The 19,878-nt window shown below is 70.5% G+C and carries 24 protein-coding genes; 4 read left to right on the top strand and 20 right to left on the bottom strand.

Annotation, left to right across the window (positions count from 1 at the left end):
- Positions 1 to 18: 18 nt before the first annotated feature.
- The gene (locus ACLBX8_RS13690; protein ID WP_020093266.1) at positions 19 to 1,248 is read right to left on the bottom strand and encodes a serine hydrolase domain-containing protein; all 1,230 of its coding nucleotides are present in this window, start codon (positions 1,246 to 1,248) and stop codon (positions 19 to 21) included.
- A 336-nt stretch (positions 1,249 to 1,584) separates the two neighbouring features.
- Between ACLBX8_RS13690 and ACLBX8_RS13685 the strand changes: the two genes are divergently transcribed.
- Positions 1,585 to 1,911 carry a DMT family transporter gene (locus tag ACLBX8_RS13685; RefSeq protein ID WP_020093265.1) on the top strand — a complete coding sequence of 109 codons (327 nt, stop codon included), beginning with the start codon at positions 1,585 to 1,587 and terminating at the stop codon, positions 1,909 to 1,911.
- Between the two features lie 136 nt (positions 1,912 to 2,047).
- A complete protein-coding gene (locus tag ACLBX8_RS13680) occupies positions 2,048 to 2,674 on the top strand; it encodes a cell wall hydrolase (RefSeq protein WP_447699567.1) in 627 nt (208 codons plus the stop codon).
- A gap of 53 nt (positions 2,675 to 2,727) precedes the next feature.
- On the opposite strand, the gene ACLBX8_RS13675 is transcribed toward ACLBX8_RS13680, so the two are convergent.
- Positions 2,728 to 3,000, bottom strand: a complete 273-nt coding sequence (locus ACLBX8_RS13675; protein ID WP_447699566.1) for a hypothetical protein — start codon at positions 2,998 to 3,000, stop codon at positions 2,728 to 2,730.
- Positions 3,001 to 3,087: 87 nt separating this feature from the next.
- On the opposite strand from ACLBX8_RS13675, the gene ACLBX8_RS13670 reads away from it, so the two are divergent.
- Positions 3,088 to 3,279 carry a hypothetical protein gene (locus ACLBX8_RS13670; RefSeq protein WP_091677546.1) on the top strand — a complete coding sequence of 64 codons (192 nt, stop codon included), beginning with the start codon at positions 3,088 to 3,090 and terminating at the stop codon, positions 3,277 to 3,279.
- A gap of 198 nt (positions 3,280 to 3,477) precedes the next feature.
- Positions 3,478 to 3,885, top strand: a complete 408-nt coding sequence (locus ACLBX8_RS13665; RefSeq protein WP_447699565.1) for a hypothetical protein — start codon at positions 3,478 to 3,480, stop codon at positions 3,883 to 3,885.
- A gap of 236 nt (positions 3,886 to 4,121) precedes the next feature.
- On the opposite strand, the gene ACLBX8_RS13660 is transcribed toward ACLBX8_RS13665, so the two are convergent.
- The 18 genes from ACLBX8_RS13660 to ACLBX8_RS13575 form a co-directional block, all read right to left on the bottom strand.
- The gene (locus tag ACLBX8_RS13660) at positions 4,122 to 4,667 is read right to left on the bottom strand and encodes a transglycosylase SLT domain-containing protein (RefSeq protein ID WP_042670687.1); all 546 of its coding nucleotides are present in this window, start codon (positions 4,665 to 4,667) and stop codon (positions 4,122 to 4,124) included.
- Positions 4,627 to 6,195, bottom strand: coding sequence for a flagellar hook-length control protein FliK (locus ACLBX8_RS13655; protein WP_447699564.1), 1,569 nt, complete (start codon positions 6,193 to 6,195; stop codon positions 4,627 to 4,629). Before ACLBX8_RS13655 ends, ACLBX8_RS13660 begins: the two co-directional genes overlap by 41 nt.
- Positions 6,192 to 7,439 (bottom strand): chemotaxis protein, encoded by a 1,248-nt coding sequence (locus tag ACLBX8_RS13650; RefSeq protein ID WP_447699563.1) that lies wholly within the window; start codon positions 7,437 to 7,439, stop codon positions 6,192 to 6,194. The genes ACLBX8_RS13655 and ACLBX8_RS13650 overlap by 4 nt, the downstream gene beginning before the upstream one ends.
- On the bottom strand, positions 7,436 to 8,641 hold the full coding sequence (locus ACLBX8_RS13645; protein ID WP_447715319.1) for a MotB family protein: 1,206 nt from the start codon (positions 8,639 to 8,641) through the stop codon (positions 7,436 to 7,438). Before ACLBX8_RS13645 ends, ACLBX8_RS13650 begins: the two co-directional genes overlap by 4 nt.
- A gap of 2 nt (positions 8,642 to 8,643) precedes the next feature.
- On the bottom strand, positions 8,644 to 9,279 hold the full coding sequence (locus ACLBX8_RS13640) for a hypothetical protein (RefSeq protein WP_447715318.1): 636 nt from the start codon (positions 9,277 to 9,279) through the stop codon (positions 8,644 to 8,646).
- Positions 9,276 to 10,916, bottom strand: a complete 1,641-nt coding sequence (fliF, locus tag ACLBX8_RS13635; protein ID WP_447715317.1) for a flagellar basal-body MS-ring/collar protein FliF — start codon at positions 10,914 to 10,916, stop codon at positions 9,276 to 9,278. Before fliF ends, ACLBX8_RS13640 begins: the two co-directional genes overlap by 4 nt.
- Positions 10,917 to 11,083: 167 nt before the next feature.
- A complete protein-coding gene (locus tag ACLBX8_RS13630; RefSeq protein WP_427509473.1) occupies positions 11,084 to 12,253 on the bottom strand; it encodes a flagellin N-terminal helical domain-containing protein in 1,170 nt (389 codons plus the stop codon).
- 267 nt (positions 12,254 to 12,520) lie between these two features.
- Positions 12,521 to 13,258 carry a flagellar type III secretion system pore protein FliP gene (fliP, locus tag ACLBX8_RS13625; RefSeq protein WP_447715316.1) on the bottom strand — a complete coding sequence of 246 codons (738 nt, stop codon included), beginning with the start codon at positions 13,256 to 13,258 and terminating at the stop codon, positions 12,521 to 12,523.
- A gap of 58 nt (positions 13,259 to 13,316) precedes the next feature.
- On the bottom strand, positions 13,317 to 13,799 hold the full coding sequence (locus ACLBX8_RS13620) for a flagellar basal body-associated FliL family protein (protein ID WP_447715315.1): 483 nt from the start codon (positions 13,797 to 13,799) through the stop codon (positions 13,317 to 13,319).
- A gap of 14 nt (positions 13,800 to 13,813) precedes the next feature.
- Complete coding sequence (gene flgH / locus ACLBX8_RS13615; protein WP_447715314.1) at positions 13,814 to 14,512, bottom strand: flagellar basal body L-ring protein FlgH; 699 nt, start codon at positions 14,510 to 14,512, stop codon at positions 13,814 to 13,816.
- Entirely contained in the window at positions 14,509 to 15,132 is a 624-nt protein-coding gene (locus ACLBX8_RS13610) for a MotE family protein (protein WP_447715313.1), read from the bottom strand. The genes flgH and ACLBX8_RS13610 overlap by 4 nt, the downstream gene beginning before the upstream one ends.
- Entirely contained in the window at positions 15,129 to 16,229 is a 1,101-nt protein-coding gene (gene flgI, locus ACLBX8_RS13605; RefSeq protein ID WP_447715312.1) for a flagellar basal body P-ring protein FlgI, read from the bottom strand. The genes ACLBX8_RS13610 and flgI overlap by 4 nt, the downstream gene beginning before the upstream one ends.
- Positions 16,229 to 16,771, bottom strand: a complete 543-nt coding sequence (flgA, locus tag ACLBX8_RS13600) for a flagellar basal body P-ring formation chaperone FlgA (RefSeq protein ID WP_447715311.1) — start codon at positions 16,769 to 16,771, stop codon at positions 16,229 to 16,231. The genes flgI and flgA overlap by 1 nt, the downstream gene beginning before the upstream one ends.
- Positions 16,772 to 16,775: 4 nt before the next feature.
- Positions 16,776 to 17,564 (bottom strand): flagellar basal-body rod protein FlgG, encoded by a 789-nt coding sequence (gene flgG, locus ACLBX8_RS13595; RefSeq protein ID WP_427509480.1) that lies wholly within the window; start codon positions 17,562 to 17,564, stop codon positions 16,776 to 16,778.
- 96 nt (positions 17,565 to 17,660) lie between these two features.
- Entirely contained in the window at positions 17,661 to 17,993 is a 333-nt protein-coding gene (locus tag ACLBX8_RS13590; protein ID WP_447715310.1) for a flagellar hook-basal body complex protein FliE, read from the bottom strand.
- Entirely contained in the window at positions 17,993 to 18,409 is a 417-nt protein-coding gene (gene flgC / locus ACLBX8_RS13585; RefSeq protein WP_427509482.1) for a flagellar basal body rod protein FlgC, read from the bottom strand. The genes ACLBX8_RS13590 and flgC overlap by 1 nt, the downstream gene beginning before the upstream one ends.
- Positions 18,406 to 18,792 (bottom strand): flagellar basal body rod protein FlgB, encoded by a 387-nt coding sequence (flgB, locus tag ACLBX8_RS13580; protein ID WP_447715309.1) that lies wholly within the window; start codon positions 18,790 to 18,792, stop codon positions 18,406 to 18,408. Before flgB ends, flgC begins: the two co-directional genes overlap by 4 nt.
- A gap of 319 nt (positions 18,793 to 19,111) precedes the next feature.
- Positions 19,112 to 19,795 (bottom strand): response regulator transcription factor, encoded by a 684-nt coding sequence (locus ACLBX8_RS13575; RefSeq protein WP_427509484.1) that lies wholly within the window; start codon positions 19,793 to 19,795, stop codon positions 19,112 to 19,114.
- Positions 19,796 to 19,878: the final 83 nt, after the last annotated feature.

Below are 19,878 nucleotides of genomic sequence, written 5' to 3'. Positions count from 1 at the left end.
GGGACCGCGGTCGCCCGCTCAGGGATCCTTGCGGGCGGCGGGGCGGCCGGCAGCGAGGTCGCCCGCGATGGCCTGCATCACCGCCAGCGTGTCGACCTCGTCCTGCTCGGCGCCGTGGTCGCTGAGCTTCACGATCACCGTGCCGGTCGCGCGGTTCACGTAGATGTACTGGCCGTAGACGCCGATCGCCGAGATGTCGTCGTCCTCGCCGCCCGGGGCGTGCCACCACTGGGCCGAGTACTGCCAGCCGTCGACGTCGCGCCGGGCCGGCGTCATGATCCGCTCGATCCAGCGGCCCGGGATGATGCGGTGATCGCCCGACCGGCCCTGGTCGGCCACCAGAAGGCCGAGGCGGGCGAAGTCGCGGGCCGTCGCGTTGATGCAGCAGAACGCCTTCTCGATGCCGCCGGGCCGGTCGAGGTTCCAGGTGGCGTCGGCCTGGGCGCCCATCGGCTTCCAGATCCGCTCCGAGAGGATGTCGGCCAGCGGCTTGCCCTCGACCCGGGCGAGGATCAGGCCGAGCAGCTCGGTGTCGATGCTGCGGTAGCGGCCCTTGGTGCCGGGCTTGAACGCCAGGTGGGCGTTGTCGCGCACGAACGCCGTGAGATCGCGCGTCAGGTACATGCCGGCGGTGCCGGTCAGGGGATGCCGGGGGTCGTAGTTCTCCGGCACGGCGATGCCGCTCGCCATGTCGAGGAGGTTGCGCACGGTGATCTGGCCGAAGACCGCGCCGTTCCGCAGCTCGGGCAGGAGGGTGGAGACCCGGTCGGTCTCGGCGAGCTGACCCCGCGCCACCGCGGCGCCGACCAGCAGCGAGACGATGGACTTCGCCACCGACCACGAGGGGAACAGCGTCTCCGGTCCGGTGCCCGCGCGCTGCCACTCGTGGATCAGGACGCCGTCCTGCAGCACCAGGAACGCGTTGGTGTGGGTCGCCTCCAGCACCGTCATCAGCGGGACCGTCTTCCCCTTCCAGGGGACGCGGTCGAGGATCGGGCGCGGCCGCGCCGGCAGGTCGCTCGCCCGGGCCGGGGCCTGGACGATCCGGCTCGGGAACCACGTGCCCACCGACGACGGCTCGATGACCGCGAGCGCCGTCAGGGTGACGGGATCGGGGACGTTGATCAGCGCGGCCGCGGTCCAGGCGCAGCCCGCGATCGCGGCGCCGCCCGCCGCGGCGATCGCGCCCCAGCGGCGGCCCCGGCGCGCGCGGGCCGGGGAATCCGGGATCGCCAAGGACGCGGTCATGCTGGATCTGTGTCGCTCTGGATCGTCGCTGTCGCGCGGCCGGCCCCGGGGTGGGACGGCGCGCGGTCACCATGATCAGCAGGCCTTAACGAAAGCCCCAATCGGCCCCGGCGCCGGGCCGGTCCGTCGCCCGCGAAGCGGCGAGCCGCCGGTTCGGAAATGTTCACGGATCTGTGGCCTTGTGTCCGGCGACCGCCGACGTCCGCGGCCGTTTCGACGCGGATCCGGGCCGGCCCAGCGCCGCCCCGTCCGCGCGGTCGTCCGATTCGAACCTGGTTCTACACGCCTCGACCGCCCGACTCACCCAGCCCGCGCAGCCCGAAAGTCCGCCGTGCCATGAATCCGTACCTGATCCTCGGGCTCGCCATCGGCGCGGAGGTAACCGCCACCCTGGCGCTGAAGGCCGCCGACGGCCTCACCCGCCCGGGGCCGACGGTGATCGTGGCGCTCGGTTACGGCACCGCCCTGTGGCTGATGTCGACCAGCATGGACATGCTGCCGATCGGCGTGGTCTACGCGATCTGGTCGGGGATCGGCATGATCGGCGCGGCGCTCGGCGGCGCGTGGCTGTACGGCGAGGCGCTCAACCCGACGATGCTGGTGGGCATCGGGGTGATCGCGCTGGGCGTGACCGTCCTGGCCGCGGGTCAGGGCCAGCACTGAGGCTCCCGGTCCGGTCCCGAAACGGGACAGCCTCGCCACATCCTCGCCGCGAACGTGCCGTCAAGCTTGGCCTTCGTCCGGTCGGAGCGGAACACCGCCCGGCTGGTCAGGCTGGAGGAGCACGGAGCGCGGATGCATGCGGGGTAGCGAGAGGACGAAGGTCGGTCCTGCACTGATCGTTCTGGCGGCGGCCGGCGGCCTGGGGGCCTGCAATACCGCGTCGCCGGTGCTCACGACGGGATCGATCCCCGACCGCAAGCCGCCGATGGTCGTCAGCGACGCCGAGCGCGATTGTCTGGGCCGCGCCATGTACTTCGAGTCGAACAGGAGCGACAGCGACGGGCTGGTCGCCGTCGGCACGGTCGTGATGAACCGGCTCGAGAACGCGATCTTCCCGGGCGGCATCTGCGCGGTGGTCGGGCAGCCGGGCCAGTTCGCGCCGGGCGTCCTCACCAAGCCGATGCAGGAGAAGGACCTGCAGAAGGTCGCCGACGCCGCCGACGCCGTCCTGGCCGGCGAGCGGCACCCGAAGGTCGGGAAGGCGATGTTCTTCCACACCGCGGGCCACCGCTTCCCCTACACGAACATGCACTACGTGGCCGTCGCCGGCGGCAACGCCTTCTACGAGAAGCGCGACAGGCGCACGGCCAAGCTGGAGAAGCCGGAGAAGCCGGCTCAGCAGGACAAGCCGGCCACGCCCGCCCTGCCCGCGACGGCCCTGACCTTCGCGGCCGTACCCGCGCCGCCCGCCGCGGGCCCCTGATCGAGACGGCCCGATCCGACAGCCGCGTCCCGGATCTGCGCGCCGAGTTCCGGTCAGCCGGCCGCCGCGTCCTCGGCGCGGCTCGCCCGCAGGGTTCGGGCCTCCTGCCGGGCGGCGGTCAGCACCCGCTGCCGGCTCACCGGCTCCCGCAGCGATTCCCACAGACGGAGCAGTTCCAGCGTCGGCAGCGCGTCGCAATCCGGCGACGCGTCCCCGGACGCGCGCTCGGCCGCGGGCGCGCATTCGGCGAAGAAGATCTCGACCGGGCTCCCCAGGGCCTCGGCCAGTCTCCCCAGGAGCGCGTCGGCCTGGACGGTCGGGATCATGGGAAATCCTGTTTCTGCGCGGGCGGTCGAACCGGATCCTTACCTTTAAGTTGTATGCTCGGCATTCAACCAGGTTACTGCACCGCCATGTCCGACGACGACGGTTTTGACCGCATGGTGGAGGCGACGATCCTGGCCCATCAACTCGTGGCCGCGCACGGCACGGCGACGATGCAGCTCCTGTCCCGATTGCTGCTCATGGAGATCGGTACGGAGATCGCGGCGCGGCGCGATCCCGATCCGGCCGCCAACGACAATCCGGACGCCCTAGAGGATTAGAGCGCGCTTCGCCGGCATTCCGGTCGGATCGGGTCCGGGCGGAAGAACCGGCCTGGCCCGTAATCCTTGACGCGATGCAATGGAGCGGGCGGCAAATCTGTTGATCGGCCCATCGATCCGAGCAGGCGGCATTTACAAGGATGGATAACGGTCTAGCTTCTGGGTAGAAACTACCCACGAATCACGGATCCCTCGCCGATGATCGCCGAACGGGTAGCGCTCGCTGGTGCGCTCCTCCTGCTGAGCATCACGCCCGCGGTCCCCCAGCTGCGCCGTCCGATGACGTGTACGGTGGAGGCGTCGACCAGTCTCGATGTCGCCGCACCCGAAGGCGCCAAACCGCAATCCCAGAAGGTCCGGACATTCTCGCTGGTCTCCAGCGGCGGCCTGCTGACCGTGATCTCGGCCGGGCGCTCCGACTATTACGAGTGCCAGACGGCCTCACCGCGGCTGAACGAGCGCACGCCGCGCAACGCGATCAAGTGTCAGAACGGCGTCTACTTCCTTCTGATCGACCTCAACAAGATGAACTTCGTCGAGGCGCAGCTCAATCCCGAGGAGCGCAACGACGTCAAGGTCAGCTACGGGAATTGTCGGACCCTGTAGGGGCGTCGCCGGGCAACCTAGTCCATGTGGATCAGGACGTACGCGGCGGCGGCAACGGCCGTGAGGGTGAGGACCACCAGCAGCGCCGTTTTCCCGGGCGGTCCTTCCGGCGGGTCTGGGGCGTCGGTCATGCGGCTCCTCCGGGCCGGTGACGGGGCCTCTGCCGAAAGGGCCCGGTCCTTCGGTTGGTTCCCTGGCCGGGCCCGGTCCGCATTCTTCCGCCCCGGCCGGGACGATCACCGGCAGAAATGCGCCGCGGCCGGCGTCCACTGGCCGAAGCCCGTGGCGACCATGTTGGCCACGACCCGGCAGATGTAGATCTTCTGCGCGGCGTTGTTGTGCGGGCCGGCATGATAGCGCGCCACGGCCATCGTCCAGCTGCCCTCCCGCCGCTTCAGATCCCGGAGAAATTGCGTCGCGTAGTCCACGTTCGCGCGCGGGTCGATCATGGCCTCGACCGAGGCGAACTTCTCGCCGTGATAGTGGTGGTTGATCTGCATGCAGCCGAGATCGATCAGGCGCGCGCCCCGGCGGCGCGCCGCGGCGAAGTGGGCCAGCACGTCCTGGGGCCCGGTCGCGAAATAGGCCGCCCCTTCGATGTTCATGGCGTAGGGCTGGAGCGAGCCGCGCTTGCCCGTCTCCGTGAGGCCGACCGCGTAGAGCACGCCGAGGGGCACGCCGTAACGGGCCGCGGCACGGCCCATCTCGGCCTCGCACACGGTCCCGGCGACCGGGGCGGCGCTACAGATAAACGCCGCCGTCGCGAGGACGTACCGTCTCATCTGTCCGCTCCCCGTCGCGCCTGCCGAGCGTCGGCCGCTGCGCCGCGCGCTGGTCTGCCTGCCGCTGCCCGTCCCCACCGTGACCCGGCTGGGCGCCGCCGTCGGTGAGCCCGGATTGGCCCTGGGACGGTGATCCGCCCGCGGAGAACCCGGCGTCGCCGGGGCGAACCGGCTCGACAATGATCTCGGGCCGGTAATGCGCGTGCTTGAGCAGTTCGGTGAGGATCGCCGAATCGCGCTGCAGCATCGCCGCCGTCTCGGGACGCGCGGCGCGCAGATGGGTCTCGAGCTGACCGTCGACGAGCCGCAATTCCACCGTGACGATCCCGAGGCTCTCCGGCCGGAGCTGGATCTTGAGCACCCGGAGCGGCCCGTCCTGAGCCGCGGGGATCGCCGGATCGGCGCCGACGCGACGCTCCGGTCCGGCCGCGGTCGCGCGCTCGATCTCCTCCGTGATGGCCGCCGCGATCGTCGGCAGGACGGCGGCGAGTCGGGCCGGCTCGGTCCCGGATCCGTTGCCGGGACCCGGGATGGGGACGCCCGGCGGCCCCTGCCGGCCGGTGGGGGCGAGGAGGAGTCCGGCGATGCCGGAGCGGGGACGGTTGTCCTCGCGTGCCGTGAGCCCCCCCGGCCCATCGATCCCCGTCGCGGTGGGGGCCGACGCATCGGCGCGGGCCGACGCATCGCCGGCTCGAGGCTCGGGATCGGTCGCGAGGGCGACCGTCGCCTTCGGCGGCACTGCGTTCACCTTCCCGGCGACCGTCCCGGCGATCTGGGTGGCGACTTGCGCGGCAATCTGGGCGGCGATCTGGCCGGCCGGCGCGATCGGAGCGGGATCGGGCCCGGTGACGGCCGGAGCCACCGGTCCGGGGCGGATGGGTCGAGGCTGAGCGTCCGCCGCGTTCGGGACGGCCGGCAACGGGGACGTTGCCGCTGCGGCGGCCGGGAGGGCGTGCCGGGCCGCCTCGGGCAGGACGGGCTTGAAGTGAACCGCCCGGTCGAGGACCTCGACCTGCGGGGGGCCGCCCTGCAGCAGGGTGCCCGGGCTCGGCCCGGCGCGCGGCGACGCGTCCGCGCGGGCCGCCTCGAGATTTCCCACGAGGCTGGTCTCCGGGGCCGCGTCGGGGCCCGCCGGGGATGCGGCGGATGGGGCCGGTCCCGGAGCACCGGTCCCGTGGCCCGCGGGCATTTCCGGACGGGCCGACAGGACGGCGGCGCTCAGGATCTCGGCGAGCGCCGCGGCGGCGCTGCCGGGATCGCCCGGTGACGGCGGCGGCGCGGGCGATGCGCCGGCTTCGGGCCGCCGATCCTCCCCGGTCGCGCCCTCCGGTTCGTCCATCTCACTCCCGTCGGTCTCGGGTCGGGCCGCGGGAGTTCCCCCCGAGACCGCGCGCAGGACCAGGTCGAAGGCGCCCCGCACCGCCGCATCCGGCAGCGCCTGAAGGTCGCCCGCCGGATGCGGGGACGGTGCGACATCCCGATCGGGTTTGGGGACGGGTTTCTGGACCGCGGTGGAGATCGTGTTCACGGGGTCGCCTCGCTGAGCATCAGATCGATCCGGTCGATCGTGGCCTGCGCCTTCGGGATCAGGCTCGCGGGCCCGTCGGCGGGATCCGGCGCCCCCCGCGCCGGCTTCGCGGCGGCGTCGGCCTCCGGCAGGCCGGGCCGGCCGGCGAGCCCGCGTCCGATCGCCTCGGCGGTCGACAGGGCCGTCTCGAGGAGGCGCAGGTCGCGGGCCGTGAGTTTGGCCCTGTCGAGCGATCTCAGCGTCCGCGACCCGGACTGGAACGTCGCCAGGCTCACGATCTCGGCGGCAGCCCGGTAGAGCTGGCCCCGGGTCGCCTCCGCGCTTCCGGGCGCGCACAGCGCGAGGGCCTTCTCGCTGGCGCGGAGCGCCGCGGCCGTCTGACCCGCCTGGATCGCCGTCTGGGCGACCACCAGATACAGGTCGCGCCGGCTCTCGGGACCGAGCTCGTCCAGGATCCTGTTGAGGGTCGCGAAGCGCTCCGCGTCGTGGCCGATATCGAACTGCGTCAGCTGATAGGCCAGTCGCTGCCGGAAGTTGCCCGCGTAGATCGAGTGCGGGAAGCGGCGCAGGTACTGGATCGCCAGCGCCTCGAACGTCTTCAGGTCGCCGATCTGACCGAGGGTGAAGATCTCGCGGCGCAGGGCGCCCTCCTCGGTCAGAGTGCCCGGCAGCAGCACCCGGACGCGGTCGAGCAGGGCGATCGCCCGGATCGGTTGGTCGGGCACGGCGAGCGACGCCTGCGTCAGGCCGATGGCGCCCGCGAGCGTCGGCGGCAGATCTGTCGTGTCGACGTCCTGGAGCAGGCGCCGCGCCTCGGCCTCCCGCCCCTCGACATAGGCGAGCGCGCCGCGCGCGAGCGTCGCTTCGGGCTCGCCGAGGCCGTCCTGCGCCGTCAGCCGGCGCAGGACGGAAGGACCGCCGCCGCTGAGGGCGAAGGTGATCGCGGCCCGGAGATTGCTCCGGCGGCCCCAGATCTCGGGCGGGGCGGCCAGGAGATCCGCGTTGATCCGGGCGATCAGCAGCGGCTGGCTCTCGTGGGCGGCCCGGGAGCCGGCGGCGACCCGATCCTGCAGCAACTGGAGCGTGCGCACCCACTGCACCGGATCGCCCGTCGGTGCCTGCGGCTCGGCGGCCGGGGCGGCGGGAGGGCCGCCCGCCGGTTCCGCGGCGACGGGGGCGGCCCTCCCCGCGATGAGCAGGCCGAGGGCGGCCGCCACGATCCGCCCGGTCCGGGACACCTTCATCCTGGAGATCCCTGCAGGAGAATCTCGATCCGCCGGTTCTCCGGAGCCTTCGGATCCGCGGCGTTGCGCGGCGTCCGGTCCGCGGCGCCCTCGACGCGCCAGATCCGCCCTTCGTCGATCCCGGCCCGGGTGAGCATGTACGCAGCCATGTGGGCGCGCGCGGTGGAGAGGCGCCAATTGTCGTAGACCTCCGAGCGGAAGGGGCGGCTGTCGGTATGGCCGCGGACGACGATCCGGCCCGGCCGCGCGGCGAGTGCCTTGGCGAGGCGCTCCATCGCGCGGACCATCTCCGGCCGGGGTTCGGCCGAGCCCACCGCGAACATGCTGAAGTTGAGATCGTCCGTGACGTTGATCAGGAGTCCCTCGGGCGTCCCCTGCACCTCGACGCGGGGGCCGGGCGTGCCGGGGGCCGGGGGCGGGAAGATCTCGGCGATCTCCGCCTTCAGCATCGCCTCGCTCGCCGGGCTCTGCGCGGCGGCCGGGGGCTGACCGCTCACCGACGCCCCGGCGGCCCGGGCCTCCGCGGCCTTGCCCGACGGCGGTCCGGCATCCGCGGGCGTCGGTCCGGCCGGCGTCGCGTCGCCCTCCCGGCCCGCGGCCTCGGCGCCGCGCGCGTCGGGCTTTGCCTGGCGCGGTGGTGGGGTGATCCCGTCCGGCGCGGGTCGCTCCGACTTCGCCGGTGCGAGGACGTCCACCGCCCAGTACAGCGGGTCGAACGGATCGCGCGCCGCGTCCCCGCCGCGCCGTCCCGCCGCGCCGAGATCGCCGATCGCGGCGCTCTGCGGCTTGCCGGGCTCGACCTCCGCCGCGAGCTTGGCCAGCACGGAATAGGGGTCTTGGAACAGCTCCCGTTCCCGGGGCACCGATCCCGGCGGCAGGGCCGTACCCACGTCGCGCCCGTCCGCGGTCCTCCCCGGCTCACCTGCCTGGCTGCCGGCCTTCGGATCGTTCGCGGCCGGCTGGGGATCGTTCACGCCCTTCCGGAGTGGCAGGGGCTCAGAGAGACTGATCGGGTTGAAGTAGTTCGCGATGCTGGTCTTCGTCTCGTCGTTCGTGGCCTTGATCAGCCACAGGACCAGGAAGAGCGCCATCAGGGTCGTCATGAAATCGGCGAACGCGATCTTCCAGACACCGCCGTGGTGCCCGTCATCCTCGTCGGAGGCTCGGCGGACGATGATGATCTCGGGCGGGTTGTTGGCCATGCTCAGAGATCCTCGACCAGCGCGGCGAGGCGCTCGCCCCAGGCCTGGAGCCGCGTCTCGATCAGGGTTCCGTTCATCCGGATGCGGAGATCGGGGCGGCCGTCGCCGACGACGGTGAGCCGGCCGGGCGGCAGGTCGAGGTGCCGCGCGAGCGCCTCCGTGAGGTCCGCGGGGCCGGCGATCGTGACGGTTCCCGCCCGGTCTTCCGCCGCCAGGGACGTGAGCAGCGCGCGCACCTCGCGAACCGCGTCCTGCCGCAGCGCTTCCGTCAGGAACGGCCGGAGCACCCGTGCCAGGCTGTCGGCGAGGCGCGCCTCCGCGGTCTGGATCTGCTCGGTGAGGGCGCTGGCCAGGACGGCCGCCTCCGCGGCGACCCAGCTTCTCCGCGTCTCGGCCAGCGCCGCCGCCGCGGCCTCCCGCTCGGCCGCCAGCGCGGCCTGCGCGGCGCGCGCGGCCAGGGCCTCCCCTTCCCGGCGCCCCTCGTCCCGCGCCGCCGCCGCGATCGCGTCGAGATCCGGCGGCGCCGGCTGGGCGGGGGCGGCCGGTTCCAGGCGCTTGGTGGCCAGGGCCGAGAGCGTGGACGAGGAGCGCCGGCTCGTCCCCGAGAAGATGGCCCAGGCCGGAGGTGCGTCATTCATCGCGCGGCCTCCTCACGGGTCAGCCACTGCTTCAGGATGTTGGCGACCTGTTCCTCGTCGAGTTCGACCAGCTGCTCCAGCTTCCGGATCGGTGAGCGCGCCATGTGCTCCGTCAGGTCCTCGATGAGGCTGGGCTCCGGGGAGAGCCCGCCCGGCTCCGCCGACGCGCCGTCCGGCCCGGTCCCGGAATCCGCTGTCGCCAGGGCGAGTTCGGTTCCGGTCTCGGCCGGGCGGGCCAGGATGGCGTTGACGGCCGGCCGCAGGCCGAACCAGATGAGCAGGCACCCGACGATCAGGATCGTGGCCGCGTTGATCAGGGTCCCGGATTGCCGCATCAGCACGTCGGTGAACCCGAGCGCCGGCGCCGGCGCGAGGGGCTGACCCTCGTCGATGAAGCTCACCGCCGCGACCTTGAGCTGGTCGCCCCGCGCCCTGTTCACGCCGGCCGCCGAGGTCACCAGCTGCTCGATCTCGGCGACCTGCGGATCGAGGGGCGGCGCGGTCCCGTCCTTCGCGCCGCCGGCGAGCGCCTCGAGGCGGGACCGGTTGACCAGCACGGCCACCGACAGGGTCTTGATCGAGTAGCCGTCGCTGACGGTCTGGACCGTCTTCGACGAGATCTCGAAGTTGGTCAGTTCCTCCCGGCGCTGGCTCTCCGCGCTCGAGTTCTCGGCGCCCTCGGACCTGACGCGCTGATCGGGCAGGTTCTGCTGCGCGGTGGTGGGCTTCTGCGGGGCCCGGTTCTGCGAGCTGTCCGATTCCTTGATCGTCCGCAGCGAGCGCTCGACCTTCTGGTCCGGGTTGAAGATCGTCTCGTCGGTCTTGGTCTTGTCGGTGTTCAGGCGGGCGACGACGCTGACCTCGAAGTTGTTCGGTCCGAGATAGGGCGTGAGCGTCCGGCGGATGTTGTCCTGGATCTCCCGGTTGACGCTCTGCTCGAGATTCGTCAGGCGCCCGGCCGGCGCCGTCGTGGCGTCGTCTCCGGCGAGCAGCACCGTCCCGTCGGTGTTCAGCACCGTCACCTTGTCGGGCTTCATCCCGGGAATGGCGGCCGCGACCAGCTGGCGGATCGCGGGGGCGACCGTGGCATCGTTGGCCGGTTCCGTGCGCACCACCACCGAGGCCGAGGCGGGCTGCTGCTCCCGGCGGAACGAGCCGGGATCGGGCATGACGATGTGGACCCGGGCCGCCTTGACGCTCTTGAGGGTCTGGATCGTGCGGGCGATCTCGCCCTCCAGGGCGCGGACCCGCGTGATGTCCTGCATGAACGAGGTCAGGCCCAGGGAGCCCAGGTCGTTGAACAGCTCGTAGCCCGCCTTGCCGCTCTGCGGCAGGCCCTTCTCGGCCAGGAGCATGCGCGCCTGGGCCGTCTGCCCGTAGCTGACCAGGACCGACGTCCCGTCCGCGCTGATATCGAAGGGGATGCCGGCATCCTTGAGCGCGGCGCCCATGCGGCTCACGTCGTCGCGGCTGAGGCCGGAATAGAGCGTCTCGCGCAGCGGCCGGCTCAGGTAGTAGGCGCCCAGGCCGACCGCCAGGAACACGGTCAGGCCCACCAGCCCGAGGGCGATGAGGCGCCGGGGGCCGAGGTCCAGGATGTTGCTCCAGAGCTTCTGGAGATGTTCGCGACCGGGCATCAGCAGGACTCGATATCCACCGCAGTGGCTCCGCTCCCGCATGGCGGATCAACCTTGCGCGAAGGTGGTCTCCTGTGAGGGGCGGAAAATAAAAGGGCCGCGCACCCGAAGATGCGCGGCCCCGTCAGCCCGATAGACGGACCTTGAGGACGATCAGGGGGCCCGGATCAGTTGCGGAACAGGCTCAGGATCTGCTGCGTGTTCTGGTTGGCGATCGTGAGCGACTGGATGCCGAGCTGCTGCTGGACCTGCAGGGCCTTCAGCTTGGTCGACTCCTCTTCCATGTTGCCGTCGACCAGGATGCCGATCGAGGTGTCGTTGGCCTTCGACAGGGTGTCGGTGTAGTTCAGGAACGACTGCATCTGGGCCTTGAGCGAGCCGAGGTTGGACGCCACCGCGGTCAGGGCCGTGGAGATGCGCTCGACCATGGCGACGTAGGCGTTCACCTTCGACAGGTCGTTCGGCAGGACCGTCGAGATGTCCATCGTGTCGAAGTTGAGCGTGTAGGCCTTGAGGAAGCCGTTGTTGTCCGCGCCGAGGACGCCGTAATCCTTGTTCAGGATGCCGCCCTTGCCGTCATTGCCCACTCGGGCCGCGGCGTTCGCCGTGTTCCTCGCGTTGTTGTAGGTCGTTGTGGCCGTGTCGAAGGAAGCCTTGGCCGCGGTGTAGGCCGTGACAGCGGCGGTGTCCTTGCCGCTGCTGTTGTAGGCGGCGAGGGCCGCGTCGTAGGACGCCTTGGCGGTGTCGTAGGTGGTCTGGACCGACCCCACGTTGGCGCTGGTGCCGTTGGTGCCCGCGGTGGTCCGGACGTCGTACAGCTTGAGCTGAGCCGTATCGACATCGGTGGTCGTCAGGGTGGGCTTGCCCAGGACGCGGGTGAAGCCCGAGACGACCTTCCGGATCGCCGCGTAGGTCGGCTGGCTGGAATCGACCGACAGCCAGCTCTCGCCGGCCTGCGACGCGTCGGCCGCGTAGGCGCGGAACCGCGAGATCGTCGCGTTGAGGTCGTTCTGGATCAGCATGCGGTCGACGCCGACGCCGGAGGCCGTGGTCAGCTTCCGCTTCACCTCGGCGAGCTCGCCGACCATCGTGTTGAGGGCCTGGTAGGTGATGTTGACGACGCCCAGGCCCTGGCCGATCGAGTCCTTCACGGCGCCGAGCGAGGCGTTGTCCTGGCGGATCTGCGTGGCGATGGCCCAGTAGGCGGCGTTGTCGGAGGCGCCGTTGATCTTCAGACCCGTCGAGATGACGTCGTTGGTCTTGTCCAGGTTCTGGCCGATGAGCTTCAGCGTCAGCTGCGCCGTCATCGCGGCGTTGTTGGTGAACAGGCTCGACATGGGATGTCCCTGAGAGAGGAAAATACGAACGGGACATGCCGGACTTTCACCGGCATAACAGGGCGGCATCATGCCTTCGAGGTCGCCGATCCGGCTCAAGACCTCAACCTGTTATCGATCCTGCGCCGAAGGACAATCTCGCTTCCGGATTGACTGTTCGCGCCGCAGTCGAAGCGTAGATGGAGCAGCGAACGACGGAAGTCAACTCCGAAAAATCGATGGTGGAGACGTTTCTTGCCGGATCTCTCTGTGGAGATATTCGGATCGCTAGAAATACGATTTCACAAGACCGCTGACGAGCATGTTCCAGCCGTCGATCAAGACAAAAAAGAGGATCTTGAACGGTAGCGAAATCACGGTCGGCGGCAGCATCATCATGCCCATGGACATGACCAGCACGGCGATGACCATGTCGATGACCAGGAAGGGCAGCGCGATCAGGAAGCCGATCTCGAAGCCCCGGCGCAGTTCCGAGATCATGAAGGCCGGGATCAGGATCCTGAGGTCCGTCCGGCCGCCATCCGGCGCCTTGGACAGGTTGGCGGCGGCGATCTCCGCGAAGGTGTCGAGATCCTTGGGGCGGACATGGGCCAGCATGAAGTCGCGGAACGGCGCGGTCACCTTGGCGAAGGCCTCCTCCTCGGTGATCCGGTTCTCGGTGAGCGGGCGGACGCCGTCCTGCCACGCGCGGTCGAAGGTCGGCCCCATGACGTAGAATGTCATGAACAGCGACAGGCTGATGAGCACGAGATTCGCCGGCGCGCTCTGGAGACCGAGGCCCGAGCGCAGGAACGAGAGCGCGACGACGAATCGGGTGAAGCTCGTCACCATGACGAGCAGGCCCGGCGCGATCGACAGCACCGTCATCAGCGCGATGATCTGGATCATGCGCCCGCTGACCGAGCCGTTGCCCGGGGGCAGCACCTGGTCGAGGCTGAAGCCCTGGGCGGTTGCGGCCGTGGCGACGAGGAGCAGCGGGCTCGCCAGAGAGACGCGACGCAGCATGGCGTGTGACCGATCCTGATATGCGTCGGCCACGCGCGCGGGCAGCCGACCGGGCGCCCTACTGGACGACGAGCGTTTCGATGAAGAGGGCGCGGATCTGGCCGTTGCTCCGGATCTGCACGCGCTCCGTGAGATCCTCCCGCAGATGGCTCAGGCCGCTCGGGCCCTCGATCTGCGCGACCGAGAGCGTGCGCAGATAGCCCATGATGTCCTGCCGGATCTCCGCGACCACGGCCTGGGGATTGGCGAAGGTCCCTTTCCTGACGATCACGGAGGATTCGAGCCGGACCCAGACGTCGCCGGGGCCCGCGAGGTTGGTCACCACCGTGCCGAGACTCGTCAGGGTCTCGTTCTCGGCGTAGGCCGTCACCGGCCGCACCTGCTCGTCCTGGGCCTTTCTCCGCTCGTCCAGGGCCTTCTCGACCCGTGCGATCATGTGGAGACCGCTCGCCCCCCCGACGCCGACCGCCAGGACCGTGAGCAGCGTGAGGAGCAGCAGCCAGCGGAGCCGCGCGCGGCGCGTGACGGTGTCGGAGGCCATGGTGCGTGTCCGGATCAGAACGGCGTGACCAGGTCGTAGACCTGCTGAGCGACGGCGGGCTGCTGCACCTCCATGAGCCGCCCGCGACCACCGTAGGAGACCCGCGCCTCGGCGATCTTGTCATAGTCGATCGTGTTCCGGCGCGAGATGTCGCGCGGCCGGACGATGCCGGCGATGTTGAGGACGCGGACCTCGAAGTTGACCCGCACCTCCTGCGAGCCGCTGATCAGCATGTTGCCGTTCGGGAAGACGTGGGTGACGACGGCGGCCACGGAGAGCCGCAGCTGCTCCTTGCGGTCGATGGTGCCCTGGCCCTTGGTCGACGAGTTGCCGTTGACCTCGTAGTGGTTCTTCGATTCCGGGGTGAGGCCGAACAGGTCGAACTGGAGGTCGACGCTCGTCTTGGCCCGCGAGTCGCGCGACCGGTCGGTGGCGTTGTCGAACTGGGCCTTGTCGTTCATCGCGATGAGCACGGTCAGCACGTCGCCGACGTTCTTGGCGCGCGGGTCCTGGAACAGGTCCGCGCTCTGCTGGGCCCAGGTCGAGTGGTAACCCTGCGCCTGCGACGCGACGGCGAGCGGCGGCACGGCGTCGTGGTTCGGATCGATGCCGAGGCCGACGGGGCTCAGGGCCGGCGCCCGGCCGATCTCCTGTACGGGGGTCGCGCAGGCCCCGAGGGTCGTGAGCGCCGCGATGGCAGCCAGCCGCTTCATCCTGATTTCCCGTTGTCCTGCGCGCGGCGCCCGCCGTCGTCCGAGGACGGCTCGGGCGGCGCCCGGGAGGCGTCGTCGGGCCGGGGAAGGACCAGCGTCTTCGGGGGCGTGTTGGTGATGACGTTGGCGAGGCGCGCGGCCCGGCCGGGCTCCATCTCGTTCAGGATGGCGCTGGCGATGCGGGCGTCGAGGCGCGTCAGGATCGCGGCGGCGGCCTCGCTGTCCATGGCGGTCAGCTGCTGCGAGGCGGCCTCGGGCCGCATCCTCGCGTAGATGGCCGTGACACTCTCGTCCGCCTTGGCGAGGAAGGCCTGCCGGCGCTTCAGCCACGCCTCGTACTCCGCGCGCTTGGCCTCCAGCTGACCGATCCGCACCTCGACGTCCTTGGCGAGCGCGGTCAGCGTCTCCTTCTGCCACGTGAAGCGGGCGTCGGCCGCGGCATCGGCGATGCCGGCGCAGTACGAGGCCGGGCGGCCATCCTCCGCCCTGGCCGGCTCCGCCGGCTTCGGCTGCGCCGAGACCGGGGACGCGACCAGGACGGCCGCCGCCGCGAGGGCGAGGCCACGCGGGCCGCGCCAGCCGCCGGCAGCGGGGCGTTGCTTGCGGACCGGACGGATCATTGGATCACCAGCTCTGCCTGGAGGGCGCCGGCCGTCTTCACCGCCTGGAGGATGGCGATGACGTCCGTCGGCTTCATCCCGACATTGTTCAGGCCGCGGATCAGGGTCTGCAGATCGGGGCCCGCCACGATGGCGAGGCGCGCCGCCCGCTCGCCGGCCTCGATGTCGGTCCGGGGCACGACGGTGGTCTGCCCGTCGGAGAACGGGGCGGGCTGGGAGACCTGCGGCGTCTCGGTGATGCGCACCGTCAGGTCGCCGTGGCTGACCGCCACGGTGGAGACTTGGACGTTCCGGCCGATGACCACGGTCCCGGTCCGCTGATCGATCACCACCTTCGCGGGGATGTCGGGCTGGACCTGTAACTCGCCGATCTCGGCCATGAACCGGGTCCGGCCCACGTGGCCGGGGCGGGACAGGACCACCGTGCGGTAGTCGCGCGGGCTCGCCGCGCGCCGCCCGTATTTCTGGAGCGTGTAGGCGTTGATCGCGTCCGAGATCAGGACGGCGGTGTGGAAGTCCGGGTTCTTCAGCTCGAGCGCCATGCCGGGCAATTCGCTGAACGTGCCGGCGACCGCGCGCTCCACCAGGGCCCCGTTGGGGATCCGGGCGGCCGTCGCCACGCCCGAGACCAGCGATTCCGCCTGCCCGGTGACGCTGAAGCCGGAGACGACGAGCGCCCCCTGGGCGACCGCGTAGACCTGCCCGTCGCCGCCCGAGAGCGGCGTCATCAGCAGCGTGCCGCCGCGCAGGGAAGTCGCGTCGCCCATGGAGTTCACGGAGACGTCGACGCGCGACCCCGGCTCGACATAGGCCGGCAGGTTGGCCGTCACCATCACGGCCGCCACGTTGCGGGTCCGCAGCCGCTGGTCGCGCACGTTGATGCCGAGGCGATCGAGCATCGATTGCAGCGACTGTTCCGTGAACTGCGCGTTGCGCAGGGTGTCGCCGGTGCTCTGCAGGCCCGTGACGAGCCCGTAGCCGACGATCTGGTTGTCGCGCACGCCCTGCAGCGTGGCGATGTCCTTGATGCGCGTCGCCGACGCGGCCGCCGGCCAGAGCGCGAGGCCGGCGAGGAGCAGGAGGATCAGCGGGCGCATCACGGCTGTCCCGTCCGCACGCGGCCGTCCGGCTGGACGATGCCCTGGACGACCCGCCCGGTGGCGGCGTTCCGCACGTTCACCGCCTCGTTCACGGCCGCGTTCGCCAGGGCCGTGCCCACGGTCGAGATCGTGACGCCGTGCTCCTCGAAGACGATCACGGCCGGCGCGCCGCGGGTCACGAGCTTCGCTTCCTCCAGGGCGATCGACGGGATCGTCTCGCCCGGCAGGAGCGTCCGCCGCGCGATGCGGCCGACCGCGCGGGCCGCCGTGTCGGCCACGGGCAGGCGCGGCCGGTAGCTCTCCGGAAACGCCTGCTCGCGCAGCATCGTCGGCTTGATGACGTCGCCCGCGTAGATCGTCGCGACCGGCACCGGCAGCATCTGCTCCCCCGCGACGGCGGGCCCGGCCGTCAGGGCGGCTGCCGTGGCGGTTGCCGTGACGGTCGCGAGGGCGGCCGCCGCGCGCGCCGCCAGGCCGGCCGCGCCGAGCGCCCGCACCCTCCGCGCCGCGATCCTCCCGGGGCGATCAACTCGGGTCATGATCTTATCGGATGCCCTTCGAGATCGTGCCGGCCATCTCGTCCGCGGCCTGGATCACCTTCGAGTTCATCTCGAAGGCCCGCTGGGCCGAGATCAGGTTCGTGATCTCCCGGACCGGGTCGACGTTCGACGTCTCGAGATAGCCCTGGTGGATCTTGCCGAAGCCCGGGTCGGCGGCGAAGCCGGTCACCGGGAGGCCCGAGGCCGCGGTCTCCCGGTAGAGGCCGTTGCCCAGCGGCTCGAGACCGGCATCGTTGGTGAAGTTGGCGAGCTGCAGCTGGCCGATCGTCTGCGGCAGCTGCTGCCCGTCGACCTTGACCATCACCTGGCCGGTCTCGTTGATCACCACGTCGATCGCGTTCTGCGGAATGATGATCGCCGGATCGACGCTGTAGCCTTCGGCCGTGACGAGGCGTCCGTCGGCGTTCTTGTTGAAGGAGCCGGCGCGCGTGTAGTTGATCTCGCCGTTGGGCATCGTCACCTGGAACCAGCCGCGGCCGTTGATCGCGAGGTCCAGCGGATTCGTCGTGTTGTTCAGCGGGCCCTGCCGGTGCAGGTTCCGGATCGCCGTGTTGCGCACGCCGAGCCCGAGCATCGCGCCCTCCGGAATGGCCGACTCGCCGGCCTGGATCGGCACGCCCGCGGGGCGCTCGGCCTGGTAGATCAGGTCCTTGAATTCCGCGCGGGCCGCCTTGAACGCCGTCGTGTTCAGGTTCGAGATGTTGTTGGCGATGACTTCGACGTTCAGTTGCTGGGCATTCATGCCCGTGGCCGCGATGGCGAGCGCTCTCATGATCGGGTCCTTGCGCCGGAGGGGATGGGATCGGATCGGGACGTGCCGGCGCGTCGCCCCGGAGGCCGGGGCTTCGCCGGTGACGTGGGGGGCGCCTCAGATCGCCATGCGGACGATTTCCAGGTAGGCGGCGACGACCTTGTCGCGGATGGCGACCGCGGTCTGGAGGCTCTGCTCGGCCGACATCACCGCCTCGACCACGGCCTGGGTCGACGCCTTGCCCTGGATCCCGGAGATCGCCGCCGCCTCGCCGGTCTTCACCGTGTCGCGCATCTGTCCGGCGATCTGCGTCAGGAGGTCGCCGAAATTGGAAGCCGCGGCCGCGGGCGACGTCTGCCGGATCCCCGGCATGGTTAGGCCGAATTCCGACGCGCCGAACACGGTGTTCGTGTCGGACGTGCTTGCGAGGGCGGCGAGGGACTGGATCATCACGGCCTCAGGAGTTCGATGATGCTGGCGACCATCGCGCGGGTCTGCTTGATCATCTGCAGGTTGGCCTCGTACGACCGGTTGGCCTCCCGCATGTCGGCCATCTCGATCAGCATGTTCACGTTTGGCAGCTTGACGTTGCCGTCGGCGTCCGCGGCCGGGTTCCCGGGATCGTACGCGACCCGGAACGGCGCCGTGTCCGCGCCGATCTGGCGGACCGCGACGGCCGCGGTCCCGGAGGCGCGGTCGAGGGCCGTGCGGAACGTGATGGTCTTGCGGGTATAGGGATCCGAGCCGGCGGTCTGTCCCGTCGACTGCGCGTTCGCGATGTTCTCCGCGATGACCCGCAGACGCTCGGATTGCGCCTCCATGCCGGAGCCCGCGATCCGCGAGGAGGCGGCCAGGGGATCGATCACTGGCCGGCCTTCGTGCTCAGGGCCAGCATGCGGTTGAACGCCTTGACCACGCTGCCGTTGAGCGCCTGATCGCGGCTCACCTCGCCGGACTTCATCAGCTGTTCCTCGAGGCTGACCGAGTTGCCGGAATGGACGACATCCCATCCGCCCGAGGCGCTCGCCCGCGCCGGCCGCGCGCCGGGCCCGTCGAGCTCCAGGTGCCCGGCCCGCGTGGCCGCCATCGTCAGCGCGGTCTTGTTCAGCACGTCCCGGAACGGCGCCAGGTCGCGCGCGCGGTACCCCGGTGTGTTGGCGTTCGCGATGTTGCCCGAGATGACCGCCTGCCGCGCAGTCAGGTGCTGCAACTGCCGGGACGCGAGATTGAACAGGAAGATTGGATTCATGATCCGTCGGTTTCCCGGCTAGGCAAAGTCGTCGGCAGGAACGATCCGGGCCTCGGGAGCATCTCGCCGCGCCGCGCGTCGATCTCGTCGCCGTTTCCGGCGGGACAATTTCCTGCCGGCGGATCTTTGCGCGTCCTGTCTTGTCCGAAGCTTGCGGTGGGTGATCCCGGTCGAAGGAGGGCTCGCGGGCCCGTCGTGCCGCCCGAGAGCGCGGCCCGAGAGCGCGGCCCGGGAGCGCCGCCGGTGACGCGGCTTCCGGCCCGGACGCGGCCGCGCTGCCGGGCGCCGCGTCCGTATCGGCACCGGCCTGCGCGGCCGCTCAGTTCACGAAGGCGTAGCCGAGGTAGCGCCGGACCTCGATCGGATCGAAGCTCAGCTTCTGGCGGAGCTTCTTGCGCAGCTTGCTGATGTGCCCCTCGATCACGCTCTCGTCCACGTCGCTCGTGAACGCACCGTAGACTGCGTTGAACACCTGCTCCTTCGTCATCCGTCGCCCGCGGTTGCGGACCAGGAACTCGAGGATCTGACGTTCGCGGCGGGGCAGCGTCATCTTCTCCCCGTCGATGTCGGGGTCGCGCCCGTCGAAGTACACTTTCAGCCGTGCGGACCGGTCGACCACCGTCAGATCCTTCGCGGTCTCGCGCTGCGAGCGGCGCCACACCGCCTCGGTTCGCGCGAGGATCTCCCGGACGTGGACGGGCTTGCGGACGACGTCGTCGATACCGGCCCCGAACAGGTTCAGGGTCTCGCTCAGGCAGCGCGTCTCGATCATCGCGATGATCGGCGCGCGCGACCGCTTCTGGATCAGCTCCGGCAGGTCCGATCGCTGCGCGCAATCGCCGAGCAGGAAGCCCTGGACAGCCTCGAGATCGGTCGTGGGAGCCGTCTGCAGCCAGTCCTCGAAATCGTCCGCCAGCAATCCGACCGATGTTATGCCTTCTCTATTGAAGTTGGCCACGTATCCATCGGTTACAATCGGCCGCTCATCGACAATGACGTACATTGCCACAAGACTCCGTTGGGATTAGTGGTGCTCCAGATATGCTATAAGCTCTGGATCGAAGTTGTTTTGCCTGGCTTCCATCC

Source organism: Methylobacterium sp. D48H, assembly GCF_053345715.1.
This window is presented reverse-complemented; position numbering and strand designations above follow the sequence as displayed.